Here is a 13,761-nt window from a genome sequence, read left to right as displayed (position 1 = left end):
AAAAAGTCCGACTTAAAAGTCGGGCTTTTTTTGTTATTTAGAATTGTTCCAATTTATGGTAAATTAAAATAATAAAATGGAGAAGAAAAATGACAGAAATTATTAAACTAAATAACATAAATTACACAGTTAATGACACAAAAATTTTAAAAGATATTAATCTGACTATTAACGAGGGTGACTATCTAACTTTCTCGGGAACTTCTGGTTCTGGTAAAAGCACCTTGATGAAGTTAGTAGCCGACATGATTAGTCCCACTAGTGGAGAGATATTGTATCGCAATAAGAATATCGATGATTACGAGGCTACTGATTATCGTAAACAGGTTTCATATTGTTTTCAGCAGCCAACTTTATTCGGTGAAACTGTTTTTGATAATCTAGCATTTCCATTTAAAGTTCGCGAACAAGAACCGGATTCAGAATTGATGGTTCAAAAATTGAAATTAGCCAATTTGGACGAGAGTTTCTTAAATCAAAAAGTAATTGATCTTTCCGGTGGGCAAAAACAAAGAATTGCTTTGCTTCGTAACCTTATCTTTACACCGGATGTCTTGATTTTGGATGAGGTCACTACTGGCCTGGATAAAACGAATAAAAACATAATCCATAGTCTGGTAATGGACTTAAATAAGAATGAAGGCATAACAATTTTAGCAATCACCCATGACCAAGAAGAGCTGGATGATTCTAGAAAGATAATTAAAGTCGAAGATGGTCGAATTGTGGAGGATAAATAATGCAAAATTTAGCAGTTAATAACTTATCGCTAGCACTATCATTTGTTTTGGTGTTAGTGTCATTATATTTTGGTTTCAAAGAAAAATTGGGGATTGATAAAGATATTATTATTGGTGTCGTCAGAGCCGTGATCCAACTATTTGTTGTGGGATATGTTTTAAAATATGTGATTGGTTCAAACAATGTGATTTTAACTCTGGCAATGATGACGGTAATTGTGACTAATGCCGCTTGGAATGCTAAAAAAAGAGGTAAGGGAATTCCTGACCTCTTTGGTATTTCATTATTAGCGATTGTCTTGAGTACTGGTGTGACGATTGGAGTATTGGTTGCCTCTGGTTCAATCAAGTTCATTCCTCAACAAATGGTGCCAATTTCAGGAATGATTGCCAGTAATTCAATGGTAGCAATTGGTCTTTGCTACAAGAATATGATTGCAACTTTTAAAGACCGTCACCAACAAGTTTTAGAAAAGTTAGCTTTAGGAGCAACTACTAAATTAGCTTCGATGGATATTCTTAGAGATAGTATCAAAACAGGGATGTCACCTACGATTGATTCAGCAAAAACTGTTGGATTGGTTAGTCTACCCGGAATGATGTCAGGACTTATTTTTGCGGGAGTTGATCCAGTCAAAGCTATCAAATATCAAATTATGGTAACTTTCATGCTCTTATCGGCTACCAGTATTGCCTCAGTAATTTCATGTTACTTTGCTTACAAGAAGTTTTATAACGAAAAAAGCCAACTTGTATTATAATAAGGTACAACATTTCGTAGGAGAAAAATTATGAATAAAACAAAGAGAAATATCTGGATAGCAGTTGGGGTTGTAGTGGCAGTTATTGTTATTTATTCAATTTCATCATATAACAGCTTGGCCAAAAGTAATCAAGATGTGAAATCTCAAGCTAGTCAGGTAGAAAACGTTATGAATCGTCGCTATGATTTGATTCCTAACTTAGTTAATTCTGTCAAAGGAAGCATGAAACAAGAAAAAGATGTCTTTGGCGATATTGCTAAAGCTCGTCAAAATTATAGTAATGCTTCAAGCACAGCCAAAAAAGCTGATGCTAGTGCTCAGTTAGATCAATCAGTGGGTACTTTGATTAATGTGATTCGTGAAGATTATCCTGAATTGAATTCTAATAAGAATGTCTCAACTTTAATGACTCAATTAGAAGGTTCAGAAAATCGAATTGCTACTGAACGTAAGAGATACAATGAGAAAGTTAGTGACTTCAATAAGTCAGTAGTAACCTTCCCTAAGAATATCTTTGCAAATATGTATGGTTTCCATCAAAAAGAATATTTCAAAGCTAGTGATAAGGCTAAAGAAAATCCTAAAGTGGATTTCAATAATTAATCATGAAAAAGAAGACATTTCTGCTAGCATTTTTGATGATGCTCGTGATGAGTTTGGGTTTTGGAATTAAGGATGCCAAAGCAAGTATCCCTGACAAACCTAATGCTTATTATTATGACGAAATCAATTTGTTAGATGATAAAACCAAAAATTTGGTTGAAACGACTTCCGAAAATTATCAAGACACCAAGAAACAGCCACAAGTTGTTATGGCTGCAATTAAGTCAACCGATGGTGACAGTATTGATTCATATGCCCCTGACATGTTTGAAAAATGGGGTATTGGTAATGCTGATGAAGATAATGGTGTCTTAATTTTGTACGCCCTAAATAATGGTGAACGTAATGTCAGAATCGAAGTTGGCTATGGGTTAGAAGGCGGATTAACCGATGCTCAGACTGGTGAAATTCTTCAGAAGTATAAAGATGATTTGAAATCAAACGATAAGGCGAGAATCAATAATGCCTTACGCCATGTATTTAATGCTGTGACAACTTTAGTCGACAAGGAATATGGTTATAAAGTCACTAAAGAAAAGAATCGAGAAAAAGTTGAAGATAATGGCATTGATGGCAAGTATGCTTTTTGGATATTTGCGGGAATTATCATACTTACATTGTTTGGTGGTTTTGGTGGCGGCTCCGGTCCCGGAGGTAGACGTCGACGTCGTCAAGGAATGTTCTATGGTGGCTACTTCGGTGGTGGCTTTGGGAGTTCTGGCGGTAGTAGCGGTGGCTCAAGTGGCGGTGGCTTTGGTGGTTTCGGTGGAGGAAGTTCCGGTGGTGGAGGTTCCTCAATTTGAAAAATAAAATTGCAATCATCGAATTTGGCTCCAATGCGATTAGAACAGCAGAATTTTTGATTAAAGGAAAAGATTTTGAAGAATTGATGCTGGAGCGAATCCCGCAAAGATTAATTCAAGATCTTGGTCAAAAAAGAATTATTAATCAAGAAACCACGGAAAAAATTGTTCAAATCATTAATAACTTCTTAGAAAAAGTTCCAGAAGCACAAGTTTATGCTATTGCTACGGCAGCATTAAGAAGTGCCGAGAATAAGTCGGAGTTCATTGATGAAATCAAACAGCAAACTGGCGTTGAAATTGAAATAATTCCACCTGATCAAGAAGCGTACTTTGATTTCCTAGCAGTAGAACACAAACTCAATTTATCAGATTTAATTATTGCTGATATTGGTGGTGGCTCGAGTGAGTTAATTGCTGTCACTAATAAAGAAATGATTGGTGAAACCAGTATTAACTTTGGTGGAGTCAATGTAACTAATGAATTCTTTAGTAATATTCCTGTGTCTAAGCCAGAGCAACAAACTGCAAAACAAAAAATTCGGAAACAGTTAGAAAAGCTAACCTGGTTGAAGAACTTTAATCAACCGATGGTAATGCTCGGTGGCGCAAGTATTGTCCTATTCAAATTGTTGAATCAAAATGATTTTGTACCCACTCAAGAAATAAATGACAAGATTACTGAGCTACAACAACTTAGTGTTAATGAACTAAAAGAATTAGATGTTATTCCACCAGGAACAGTTGATGTTATCAATGGTGGATTGACAATTATGAATGAAATAATAGAATTTGCACAACCTTCAAAAATTATTACCATTAAAGCAAGTGTTCGTGAAGGATTCTTACTTTCGAAGATTGGAGAGTGACAATAATGTCACTCTCTTTTTATTCGGAGATATAGTTTGGATCCTAAAAACGTGATAAAATATAATTTAAGTTATATTTTAAGTGGAGAAAAAGAATATGTGTGGAATTGTTGGCTATGTCGGTGGGGATTTAGAAGTTTCTAAGAAAAAAACTGTTTTAAATAAGCAAATGGATATCATTAAGCATCGTGGACCAAGTGGTTCCGGTGAATATATTGATGACCAAGTGGCGCTGGGATTTCGTCGCTTGTCAATTATTGATTTAACAAAAGGTGACCAACCAATCTACAATGAAGATCACAGTAAGTTGATCTTTTTTAATGGTGAAATCTATAATTACCAAACAGTTCGTAAAGAATTGGTCGAGATGGGTCATACCTTCCAGACTGATTCGGACACGGAAACAATCTTGCATGGGTTTGAACAGTGGGGCAAAGATGTTCTTAAAAAGATTCGTGGAATGTTTGTTTTTGTAGTCTATGACTTAGAGAAACAAACGCTTTTTGGTGCTCGCGATTTCTTTGGTATCAAACCAATGTATTACACAATTTTAGATGATGGAACTTTCATGTTCAGTAGTGAAATAAAAACCTTCATGGCTCATCCAGATTTTCATCCTGAATTAAATAAAGACTCACTCAAATCATTTTTGATGAATCAATATAATGACTTGCATGAGACTTTCTTCAAGGGAGTGTATCGTTTTCCAGAAGGTCACTATTTCACTTATGAAGCTGGTGATTTGAAGATTGAGAAGTATTGGGATGTGGAATTCAATCCTTCAAACTTGTCATTTGAAGAAGAAGTTAAAAAAATTGATGAATCAGTAACTGAATCAATCAAGTTGCACAATGTTGCTGATGTGCCTGTGGGATCATTTCTATCTGAAGGTGTTGACAGTAGCTACGTAACAAGTGTTTTGAAGCCAAAGGAAGTATTTAGTGTTGGTTTTGATAATGAAGTTTATGACGAAGTAACAGCTGCAAAAGAGTTAGCTAACAGCTTGGACCTTAACTTCAATGAAACTCGGGTTAGTGGCGATGACGTCTTCGAAGCTTTCGATAAAATTCAATACTATCTTGATGAACCAGACGGTAATCCTTCATGTGTTCCACTTTGGTTTTTGACGAAATTTGCTCGTGAGAAAGTAACCGTTGCTTTATCCGGTGAAGGTGCCGATGAATTATTTGCAGGCTATGTCAACTATGGAATGCATTCACATAATGGAGCAATTAAGTCAGTAACTTCTGGGTTAACTCATTTGCCAACTGGACTTAAAAACGGTCTAGCAAGTGTTATTAAAAAGATGCCACATTTTCCTGGACAAGTTCATATGTATACGAATCTTGCCAGTCCTAATAAATTCTATACTGGTCAATCAGTGATTTATGATTTGCATGATCCAAGTATTTTTCAATCTGATGAAGTTAATCAATATCTAACTGCGGATTATCGAAACGATGCTACTATTCAAGATAATTATCAAGCCGATTTCAAGAAAGTTAGCAAGCTAGATAATGTTAAACAAATGCAATATATCGACTTTCACCACTTCATGCTCAATGATATTCTTCAAAAAGCTGATAAGATGTCAATGGCCCATAGTTTGGAATTACGAGTTCCATTCTTAGATCCTAAGGTTGCCGAAACAGCTGCTCAAGTACCTACTAAGTATTTAATGAATAAAAATGATACGAAGTATGCCTTTAGAAAAGCTGCTGGTAAACATTTGCCACAAGCGTGGGCAGATCGTCCAAAATTGGGATTCCCAGTGCCAATCAAGCAGTGGTTAAGAGACGATAAATACTATCAAAAAGTTAAAGACTTATTCAGCGAAGGATTTGTTTCAGAATTCTTTGATCAAGATAAAATTATCGCTTTGTTGGATGATAACAAAGCGGGTCGAGTGGATGGTCGTCGTAAGATTTGGACTATTTTCACATTCTTAACATGGTACAAAGTTTATTTCATAAATGTTGAAGATTACTTAAAATTAGGATAATAAAAAAAGCGTATACTAGATACGCTTTTTTATTTGTTGTAACTATTGGCAAGTTCTTCCCAATCTTGCCCCCAGATGACACAGATTGCACCTTGACCAGTATGAACACCAACAACTGGTCCAATGATACTGGTATCAACAATCATGTCAGGATAGTCTTTTTCAAAAGTTTCCACCCATTCGTTACTCTTCTCAATATCGTGAGCATCAATCACAGTTGCTCTAACGGTGTAGTCTTTATCTTTTATTTGTTCACCAACATCTTGTTGGACTTTTTTGAAGGCTTTGAGATAAGTACGCTCTTTTTCGATAACGGATAGTTCACCCTTACCAGCTTCTTGAACATCCATGCCAATAATTGGTTTGATGTTCAAAATGCCACCAATGAAACTTGCGGCATTACTCAAACGACCAGTTCTTGAGAGATGTTTCAAATCATCAACTATCAAACGAACATTAGTCGTTTCACGAAGTTTAGCCAGCGCTTCAAAGATTTCATCACTAGTATGATCGTCTGCTACCATTTTTGAGGCAAGTAATGCCATATTAGCTAATCCAGCACAAGTCACATGAGAATCGAAGACTTTGAAATTCACGTCTTCTCTTTCTTGTGCGTAGACAGTTGCATTAGCGACGAATGAACTGATACCACTGGAAATAAATATTCCAATGATTTCATTGTAGCCAGCATCTCTTAATTCGTTGATTTTTTCATCAAGAGCTCCTATTGAAGGAGTCGAAGTTGAAGGAAGTTTTTCCTCGGTTGATAATTTTTTATAGAAATCATCAAAAGAAAGATCGATAATATCACGGTATTCTTGATCATTCCAGATAATTGGAATCGAAAGAACTTCGATATTATGTTCCTTAGCTTGATCAATTGTTAGGTATGATGAACTATCAGTTATAATTGCAATTTTAGACATTTGGTTACCGCCTTTTAAAGATAAAAATTAGTTTACCCCATATATAATAGTTAAAATTATAATCTAGATGATATAATTTTCCTAGAAAAAGAGGAAATAAAATGAAGAAGATTGATATTAACAGTTTTTCCACCAGAGCTAATCAGCTCTACCAACAAATTATTGACTTGTCTGATAAAGAAATTGAAATTGAAGTTGATAATGAAAAAACAGATAGTTTTTTGAATTTAAATCAATCACAGCACAGCGTGAGCGGTGAAGTGATTACAATTCAAATTACCAATTCCCCTAATATTGAGTATATGCTTATTCACGAGTTATTGCATATTAAATTAGACTTTGGTGACTATTCTAAAATGGAGTTCAATTTATTTAGTAGTGATGCCAGTTTCAATCAGCAAGCACAAACTACGGCAATGGCTCTAAAAGAAGTGATTGATCACCGCTTGATTTCCGAGTGGGAGCAAGCTGAAAAAGTTCGTGATGAAGAAATTCAAGATTCACTCAATCAAGGAACTAGCGAGTTATTGGCAGCCGATGGACAAGCAGTAGATGATGAGAAATTAATTCTTTACCGGACACTTATCATGTTGGACAATCAATATTTTGATCAGAAATATCCACAAGCCTATGAACTAGCACAAACCATAAATGAATCCATCTCAGAAGTTACCAATAAGACTCAATATCACAGTGCTTTGGTTCAGTTATTCAAAGATTTCGATGAATCAATTCAGAAGTACGGATATATTGATTTATTGCACAACCAGTTTGTAACCGTCACTCCGGTATTAAGTCAGCGACAATTGAGATTGGCAGTAAATCAGATTTTTGAATTAGTTCATACAGAATTTGTTAATCAAAAAAATCAGCGACCTTATATTTTAGAAACTAAAAGTAATTTACAAAATTCGGGAGTCATTGAATTCACACAACAAGAAACAACCCCTGAATTTTTCCAAAATACATACCAAATGAAAGTGGCAGATCTTTTAGACAAGTATCAAATTGATTATATTATTCGATAGGTGAATAGATGATAACCGTAGGTTTAACTAATTGGGCACAACATCCAGACTTACTGGATAAGAAAAAAATAACTTTGCCGGAATACTCGCAATTCTATGAATGTGTTGAAGTTGATAGTTTCTTTTATGGAATTAAAAACGAAACTGTAACGCAAAAGTGGCATGATGATGTCGATGAAGACTTTCGATTTATCATTAAAGCCAGTAAGGTTATTACCAAACAGAGTGAAGCAACAGAAATACAGATAGAAAAAGAGTGCCAGAGTTTGAAGCAAGCTCTGGCACCTTTGAAGAATAAGTTAACTGGAATTTTATTACAATTTCCAGGCTATTTTGATGTGTCAAAAGAAAACATTTTATACCTGCGAAGAATATTTGATTATCTAAAGGATTTTTCTTTAATAGTCGAGTTTCGTAATCAAAGATGGTATAACGAACAATATCATGACCGAATGGTTAATTTGATGAAAGAATATCAAGTTACTTTAGCAATTGTTGATGAACCACAGGTAACCGAAAGTCGTGTACCTTTTGACGTGACGATTACTAATGACTCACTAGCCTTTTTCAGATTTCACGGTCGTAATACTGCTGGTTGGAATACGAAACTTGGTTTTGAAACAGGGGCGAGAACCAATTATGATTATTCAACTGAAGAATTGAAACAGTTGGGGCAAGCAGTGTTAGAAGTTTCTAAAAAAGTAAAAAAAGTTGTGGTTATTTTTAACAATAATGGTGGATTGCACGCCAACAAAAACGCAATTGAATTTCAAAAAATTATTGGCATAAAGAATCGAATGATGCAAAATGAACAACTGAATTTATTGGATGAGAATCATTAATAAAGCTGGTTAATATGCTATAATTTCATTATTATTAGCGATTTTAATCGACTATTATCTCGGGAGAAAATTATGACGGAAACAAAACCAACTTTTTATGTAACCACACCAATTTATTATCCATCAGGAAAACTAACAATTGGTAATTCATATACGACAATTGCCGCTGATACCCTAGCACGTTACAAACGTAATCAAGGATTTGACGTGTTCTTTTTGACGGGAACTGATGAACATGGACTAAAAATTGAGCAAAAAGCTGCCGAAAAAAATATGTCACCTCAAGAATATGTTGATGGAATGGCCAAGGATATCAAAGAACTTTGGAAAAAACTCGACATTTCCAATGACAAATTCATTCGTACTACCGATGAAGAACATATCGTTGCTGTTCAAAAAATTGTTCAAACATTGATTGATCAAGGGGATGTCTATTTAGGAGAATATTCGGGTTGGTATTCAGTTTCTGATGAAGAGTATTTCACTGAATCTCAACTGGCTGAAGTCTACAAAGATGATCAAGGCAAGGTTATTGGCGGTAAGGCTCCATCAGGACACGAAGTACAATTAGTTACCGAACCAACCTACTTCTTCAAGATGAGTAAGTATGCTGATCGCTTGTTGCGCTATTATCAAGACAATCCCGAATTCATTCAACCAGCTTCTCGAATGAATGAAATGATTAATAACTTTATCAAGCCTGGACTTGAAGACCTGGCAATGTCACGAACAAGTTTTAACTGGGGAGTTCAAATCCCTAGTGATCCTAAACACGTGGTTTATGTGTGGGTGGATGCCTTATTAAACTATATTACTGCGCTCGGATACACTAGTGATAATGATGAACTATTCCAGAAATACTGGCCTGCCAATGTGCAATTTGTGGGAAAAGAAATTGTTCGTTTCCATACTATTTATTGGCCAATTATTTTGATGGCTTTAGATTTACCACTACCAAAACAAGTTTTTGGACACGGTTGGCTATTAATGAAAGATGGCAAAATGTCTAAGTCGAAGGGTAATGTTGTCTATCCTGAGATGATTGTTAATCGTTACGGGTTAGATGCATTACGTTACTATTTGATGCGTGCAATGCCATTTGGTAATGATGGTACATTTACTCCGGAAGACTTTGTTGAAAAAATCAACTATGATCTTGCCAATGATTTAGGGAATTTGTTAAATCGTACAATAACAATGGTTAATAAGTATGATGGAGGAGAAATTCAATCAGTTGCCACTCTTACACAATTCGATAAAGAATTAGAACAAATGGCAACAGACATGATTACTGACTACCATGTTCAAATGGATAAATTCCAGTTTCCAAGTGCTTTAGATGGTGTTTGGAAGTTAATATCTCGTGCTAACAAATACATCGACGAAACGGAACCTTGGGTTTTGGCAAAAGATGAAGCTAACAAAGAACAATTGTCTTCAGTTTTAGGACACTTAGTTGAAGTATTGAGACTGGTTGGTCTAATGATTTCACCAGTCATGACTCAAACTCCTGAAAAGATTTTTACTCAGTTAGGATTAGATTTAGATACTGATAATCAACTTGAATTTGGTAATACCGTGGTTGGTAAGAAAGTAATTGCTAAAGGTGAGCCAATTTTCCCTCGTTTAGATCTTAAAGAAGAAGTAGCCTATATTAAGGATGAAATGGCCAGAGAACAAGCTAAATCAGGAGGTGCAAAAATCAGTAAGTCAGCTGCTAAAAAAGCTCAAGATCAACAAACCAATTCAACAGATGAAATCGAATTTGATGATTTTGCGAAAATTAAGTTAAAAGTAGTTCAAATTAAAGAAGTTGCTAAAGTTGAAAAAGCAGACAAGCTTTTGAAATTCCAACTGGATGATGGTTCGGGTGAGACTAGACAAATCTTGTCAGGAATTGCTGAGTTCTATCCTAACTTTGAAGAATTGGTTGGTAAAAAAGTTGTCGCAGTAGTGAACTTAAAACCAAGAAAGATTCGTGGTGAAATGAGTAATGGAATGTTACTTTCATCCGAAAAAGATGGCAAAGTTCAATTAGTAGTTGTTGAAGATTCACATGAAAATGGAGCAGAAGTTGAATAAAATAAAGCTATTTGATTCGCATACACATTTAAATGATGCACCATTTCTTGATGACCTTGAGCAGTACAACATGAATGCTAAAGAACTTGATGTTGATAAAATTGCCAATGTTGGTTCAAACTTAGAGATGAATCAACAGGCTGTTAAGCTTGCTAACAATCACGATAATATGTATGCCATTATTGGCTGGCATCCCGAGTTTGCCGACCAATATGATGAACAAGCACAACAATATTTAATTGATAATCTTAAGAATGAAAAAGCAGTAGCAATTGGTGAGATTGGTCTTGATTATCATTGGGATGATGCACCAAGTAAAGATATTCAACAAGCAACTTTTAAAAAACAATTGGAACTGGCTAATGAATTAAAATTGCCTGTTTCAATTCATTGCCGTGATGCCTATGAAGATGCTTATCAGATTTTTCAAACAACTGACTTAACCAATGTAACAGTTATTATGCATAGTTTTAATGGAAGTCCAGAGTGGTTGCAGAAGTTCTTAGCGTTAGGGTTTTATGTTTCATATAGTGGCGTGGTGTCATTTAAGAATGCTCATGAAGTGCATGAATCAGCACAACAAACACCGCTAGATAAAATGTTGCTCGAAACCGATGCACCATACTTAACGCCAGAACCATATCGTGGCAAGCAAAATCAACCGGCTTATACGCGTTACGTGCTAGAAGCCGTTGCTAAGTTACGTGACGAACCAATTGAACAAATTGCTAAGCAAACCTATCAAAATACATGTGAGATTTTTAAAATCAATGGATAAAGAAATTAACGAAATAATCGTGGTCGAAGGCAAGTCTGACACCATTCATTTGCGAAGCTTTTTCAAAGGAATTGATACGATTGAAACTAAAGGCTCCGCAATTGACGAAGAAGTGATTGAACAGATTAAGTTGGCACAAAAAAATCGAGGGGTGATTGTACTAACCGATCCCGATTTTAATGGAAATAAAATCCGCCAGAAAATAATTGAGCAAATCCCGGATGCTAAGCAAGCTTTTTTACCTCGGACTAAAGCTGTACCTAAACATTCAGGACATAGTTTGGGAGTTGAGCACGCTACAAAAGAAGATTTGATTGATGCACTTAATCATGTTGCTACACCGAAGAAAAATTCTGTTCAAATTGAACGCTCACAATTAATTGATTTAAAACTAATTGGTTATCCAGAATCCAAGAAGTTGCGTGAGGAAGTGGGCGATAAACTACATATTGGCTACGGAAACTCAAAACAATTCTTGAGCAAGGTAAATCGATTCAATATTACGATTGAAGAATTAAAAGAAGCTATTTCACAGGAGTCCAAATGACCGAAAATAAATTGAGCATTGCTAATCCAATTAAAACCAATGCAATCATTAAAAAATTCAAATTAAGAGCTAAGAAACAACTTGGTCAAAACTTTTTGACTAGTGAAACAGCAATTGATCAAATTTGTGATGCGGCTGAACTAACCGACACGGATACAGTTATTGAGATTGGACCCGGTATTGGAGCTTTAACTGAGAAACTCGCTCAACGCGCAAAGATGGTCTATGCTTTTGAAATTGATGAATCATTATTGCCAGTTTTAGCTGATACTTTAATGGACTATCAAAATGTTGAAATTATTAATCAAGATATCTTAAAAGTTGATTTGAAAGAATTTATCAATGAAAAACAAATCACTGGAGCAGTGAAAGTGGTAGCCAATTTGCCATATTACATCACGACACCAATTCTTTTACAGTTACTTGATGAAGAAATTGTTTTTGATAATTTAGTTTTAATGATGCAAAAAGAAGTTGCCGAACGAGTAACGGCAACTCCTGGTCATCGCGAATATGGGTCACTAAGTATTGGTGTGCAAAGTCGAATGGATGCGAAAATTTCTATTATCATTGGAAAGAAAGCTTTCTTTCCTCAACCAAAGATCGATTCAGCAGTTGTTAGCCTAACAAAAATGACAACTAATAAATATCAGATTGAAAATTTCAAGGAATTCAATAAATTTGTTCGTTCATGTTTTGCTCAAAAGAGAAAAAGTTTGTGGAATAACTTATTGAATATGCTCGGCAGAACTGATGCAGTCAAAGAGAGAGTTAGAGGAGTTCTAGCGCAATTAGATATCCCAGAAAACACTAGAGCAGAACAATTACCAATCGAAAAATTTAAGGAAATGTTTGATCTGTTAGGTAAGTAACATTACTTCTGATGAGGTATTGCTTAATTATTAAATTTATGTTAAGATATTTCTCATGAGGGAGTGATAATATGCCAACATCTTTAGCTAAAATCAAGGATACTCTTGATGAACATATCGGAGAAAACCTTACAGTTGTAGCCCAAGCTGGAAGAAAAAAAGTTATTCGCCGTAAAGGTAAACTTGCTGAAACTTTTCATTCAGTCTTTGTAGTTGATTTAGATCAAGACGAAAATGCTTTTGAACGTGTTTCATATAGCTATGCTGATCTATTAACAAAATCAATTGATATCACTTTTGAAAGTGATCAAGTTGCTACAGAACAATAGAATAGATAATAAAAAAGACTTCGTTTACACGAAGTCTTTTTTTTGTTATAAGGATTTCAAATATTTGCGAATTTTCTTGGTGGCCCAATCATAATGACTTGAAGTCGAGGAAGTGAAATAGCTACCTAATGTAGTTCCGCCAGTCCATTTATAAACTCCTTTGGAGAAGAGCTCGTCGTTTGAAAAATCACTTAATAAATTCATACATTCGCGATGACTATTTTTAAGGAGTTGAACGGCTTCGTCATAAGTTGTTTTTTGATGCTTATCTCGAAACTCAATGTTCATTTGACCGTAAGTTTTCCAATTATAACCTGCTGGTAAGAACGAAGTTTCCATGCCTTTTTGATTGGCAGTAACAAAATTAATAAGTAATTCTTGCCATTCGTATAGATGACACAAAGCATCTTTAATGTTTTTATCGCGTTGCCAATGAGCTTCTTTATTTTTTTCGGAATCAAAATGAAATTCACCATTAAGGGATTCTGGCGATGCGGAATCTAATAAAGCAAATAGTTTCTCAAATCCGGTATTGCTGGCGGTGATTAATTCTTCTTTCGTTTTTGGTCGGGGCAT

The 13,761-nt window shown here is 35.1% G+C and carries 15 protein-coding genes; 13 read left to right on the top strand and 2 right to left on the bottom strand.

Annotation, left to right across the window (positions count from 1 at the left end; genetic code table 11):
• Window positions 1-89: 89 nt before the first annotated feature.
• The 6 genes from Q2T76_RS01040 (at window position 90) to asnB (ending at window position 5,781) form a co-directional block, all read left to right on the top strand.
• The gene (locus Q2T76_RS01040; RefSeq protein WP_302083277.1) at window positions 90-740 is read left to right on the top strand and encodes an ATP-binding cassette domain-containing protein; all 651 of its coding nucleotides are present in this window, start codon (window positions 90-92) and stop codon (window positions 738-740) included.
• Window positions 740-1,501 carry an iron export ABC transporter permease subunit FetB gene (fetB, locus tag Q2T76_RS01035; protein ID WP_302083275.1) on the top strand — a complete coding sequence of 254 codons (762 nt, stop codon included), beginning with the start codon at window positions 740-742 and terminating at the stop codon, window positions 1,499-1,501. The genes Q2T76_RS01040 and fetB overlap by 1 nt, the downstream gene beginning before the upstream one ends.
• A 30-nt stretch (window positions 1,502-1,531) precedes the next feature.
• Window positions 1,532-2,107: a LemA family protein gene (locus Q2T76_RS01030; protein WP_302083273.1), complete on the top strand. Its 576-nt coding sequence runs from the start codon at window positions 1,532-1,534 to the stop codon at window positions 2,105-2,107.
• Between the two features lie 2 nt (window positions 2,108-2,109).
• On the top strand, window positions 2,110-2,910 hold the full coding sequence (locus Q2T76_RS01025) for a YgcG family protein (protein ID WP_302083271.1): 801 nt from the start codon (window positions 2,110-2,112) through the stop codon (window positions 2,908-2,910).
• Entirely contained in the window at window positions 2,907-3,779 is an 873-nt protein-coding gene (locus tag Q2T76_RS01020; RefSeq protein ID WP_302083269.1) for a hypothetical protein, read from the top strand. Before Q2T76_RS01025 ends, Q2T76_RS01020 begins: the two co-directional genes overlap by 4 nt.
• 97 nt (window positions 3,780-3,876) lie before the next feature.
• Complete coding sequence (gene asnB / locus Q2T76_RS01015; RefSeq protein ID WP_302083267.1) at window positions 3,877-5,781, top strand: asparagine synthase (glutamine-hydrolyzing); 1,905 nt, start codon at window positions 3,877-3,879, stop codon at window positions 5,779-5,781.
• 29 nt (window positions 5,782-5,810) lie between these two features.
• Here the strand turns inward: asnB and Q2T76_RS01010 are convergent, their stop codons facing one another.
• Window positions 5,811-6,707, bottom strand: a complete 897-nt coding sequence (locus Q2T76_RS01010; RefSeq protein ID WP_302083265.1) for a DegV family protein — start codon at window positions 6,705-6,707, stop codon at window positions 5,811-5,813.
• Between the two features lie 101 nt (window positions 6,708-6,808).
• Here Q2T76_RS01010 and Q2T76_RS01005 point away from each other — a divergent pair, with 101 nt between their 5' ends.
• From Q2T76_RS01005 to Q2T76_RS00975, 7 genes are all read left to right on the top strand, one after another.
• The gene (locus Q2T76_RS01005) at window positions 6,809-7,735 is read left to right on the top strand and encodes a hypothetical protein (protein WP_302083263.1); all 927 of its coding nucleotides are present in this window, start codon (window positions 6,809-6,811) and stop codon (window positions 7,733-7,735) included.
• An 8-nt stretch (window positions 7,736-7,743) separates the two neighbouring features.
• A complete protein-coding gene (locus tag Q2T76_RS01000) occupies window positions 7,744-8,577 on the top strand; it encodes a DUF72 domain-containing protein (protein ID WP_302083261.1) in 834 nt (277 codons plus the stop codon).
• A 72-nt stretch (window positions 8,578-8,649) separates the two neighbouring features.
• Complete coding sequence (gene metG, locus Q2T76_RS00995) at window positions 8,650-10,659, top strand: methionine--tRNA ligase (RefSeq protein WP_302083259.1); 2,010 nt, start codon at window positions 8,650-8,652, stop codon at window positions 10,657-10,659.
• A 1-nt stretch (window position 10,660) separates the two neighbouring features.
• Entirely contained in the window at window positions 10,661-11,437 is a 777-nt protein-coding gene (locus Q2T76_RS00990; RefSeq protein WP_302083900.1) for a TatD family hydrolase, read from the top strand.
• Window positions 11,430-11,984 carry a ribonuclease M5 gene (gene rnmV / locus Q2T76_RS00985; protein ID WP_302083257.1) on the top strand — a complete coding sequence of 185 codons (555 nt, stop codon included), beginning with the start codon at window positions 11,430-11,432 and terminating at the stop codon, window positions 11,982-11,984. The genes Q2T76_RS00990 and rnmV overlap by 8 nt, the downstream gene beginning before the upstream one ends.
• Complete coding sequence (gene rsmA / locus Q2T76_RS00980; RefSeq protein ID WP_302083255.1) at window positions 11,981-12,856, top strand: 16S rRNA (adenine(1518)-N(6)/adenine(1519)-N(6))-dimethyltransferase RsmA; 876 nt, start codon at window positions 11,981-11,983, stop codon at window positions 12,854-12,856. The genes rnmV and rsmA overlap by 4 nt, the downstream gene beginning before the upstream one ends.
• 71 nt (window positions 12,857-12,927) lie before the next feature.
• Window positions 12,928-13,185 carry a Veg family protein gene (locus tag Q2T76_RS00975; RefSeq protein ID WP_302083253.1) on the top strand — a complete coding sequence of 86 codons (258 nt, stop codon included), beginning with the start codon at window positions 12,928-12,930 and terminating at the stop codon, window positions 13,183-13,185.
• A 45-nt stretch (window positions 13,186-13,230) separates the two neighbouring features.
• Here the strand turns inward: Q2T76_RS00975 and Q2T76_RS00970 are convergent, their stop codons facing one another.
• Entirely contained in the window at window positions 13,231-13,761 is a 531-nt protein-coding gene (locus Q2T76_RS00970) for a ClbS/DfsB family four-helix bundle protein (RefSeq protein WP_302083251.1), read from the bottom strand.

Source organism: Lactobacillus sp. YT155, assembly GCF_030504545.1.
In the GTDB taxonomy this organism is placed as follows: Bacteria; Bacillota; Bacilli; order Lactobacillales; family Lactobacillaceae; genus BQUT01.
Note: the sequence above shows the minus strand (reverse complement) of the source record. Positions and strands in the feature narration are given on the sequence as shown.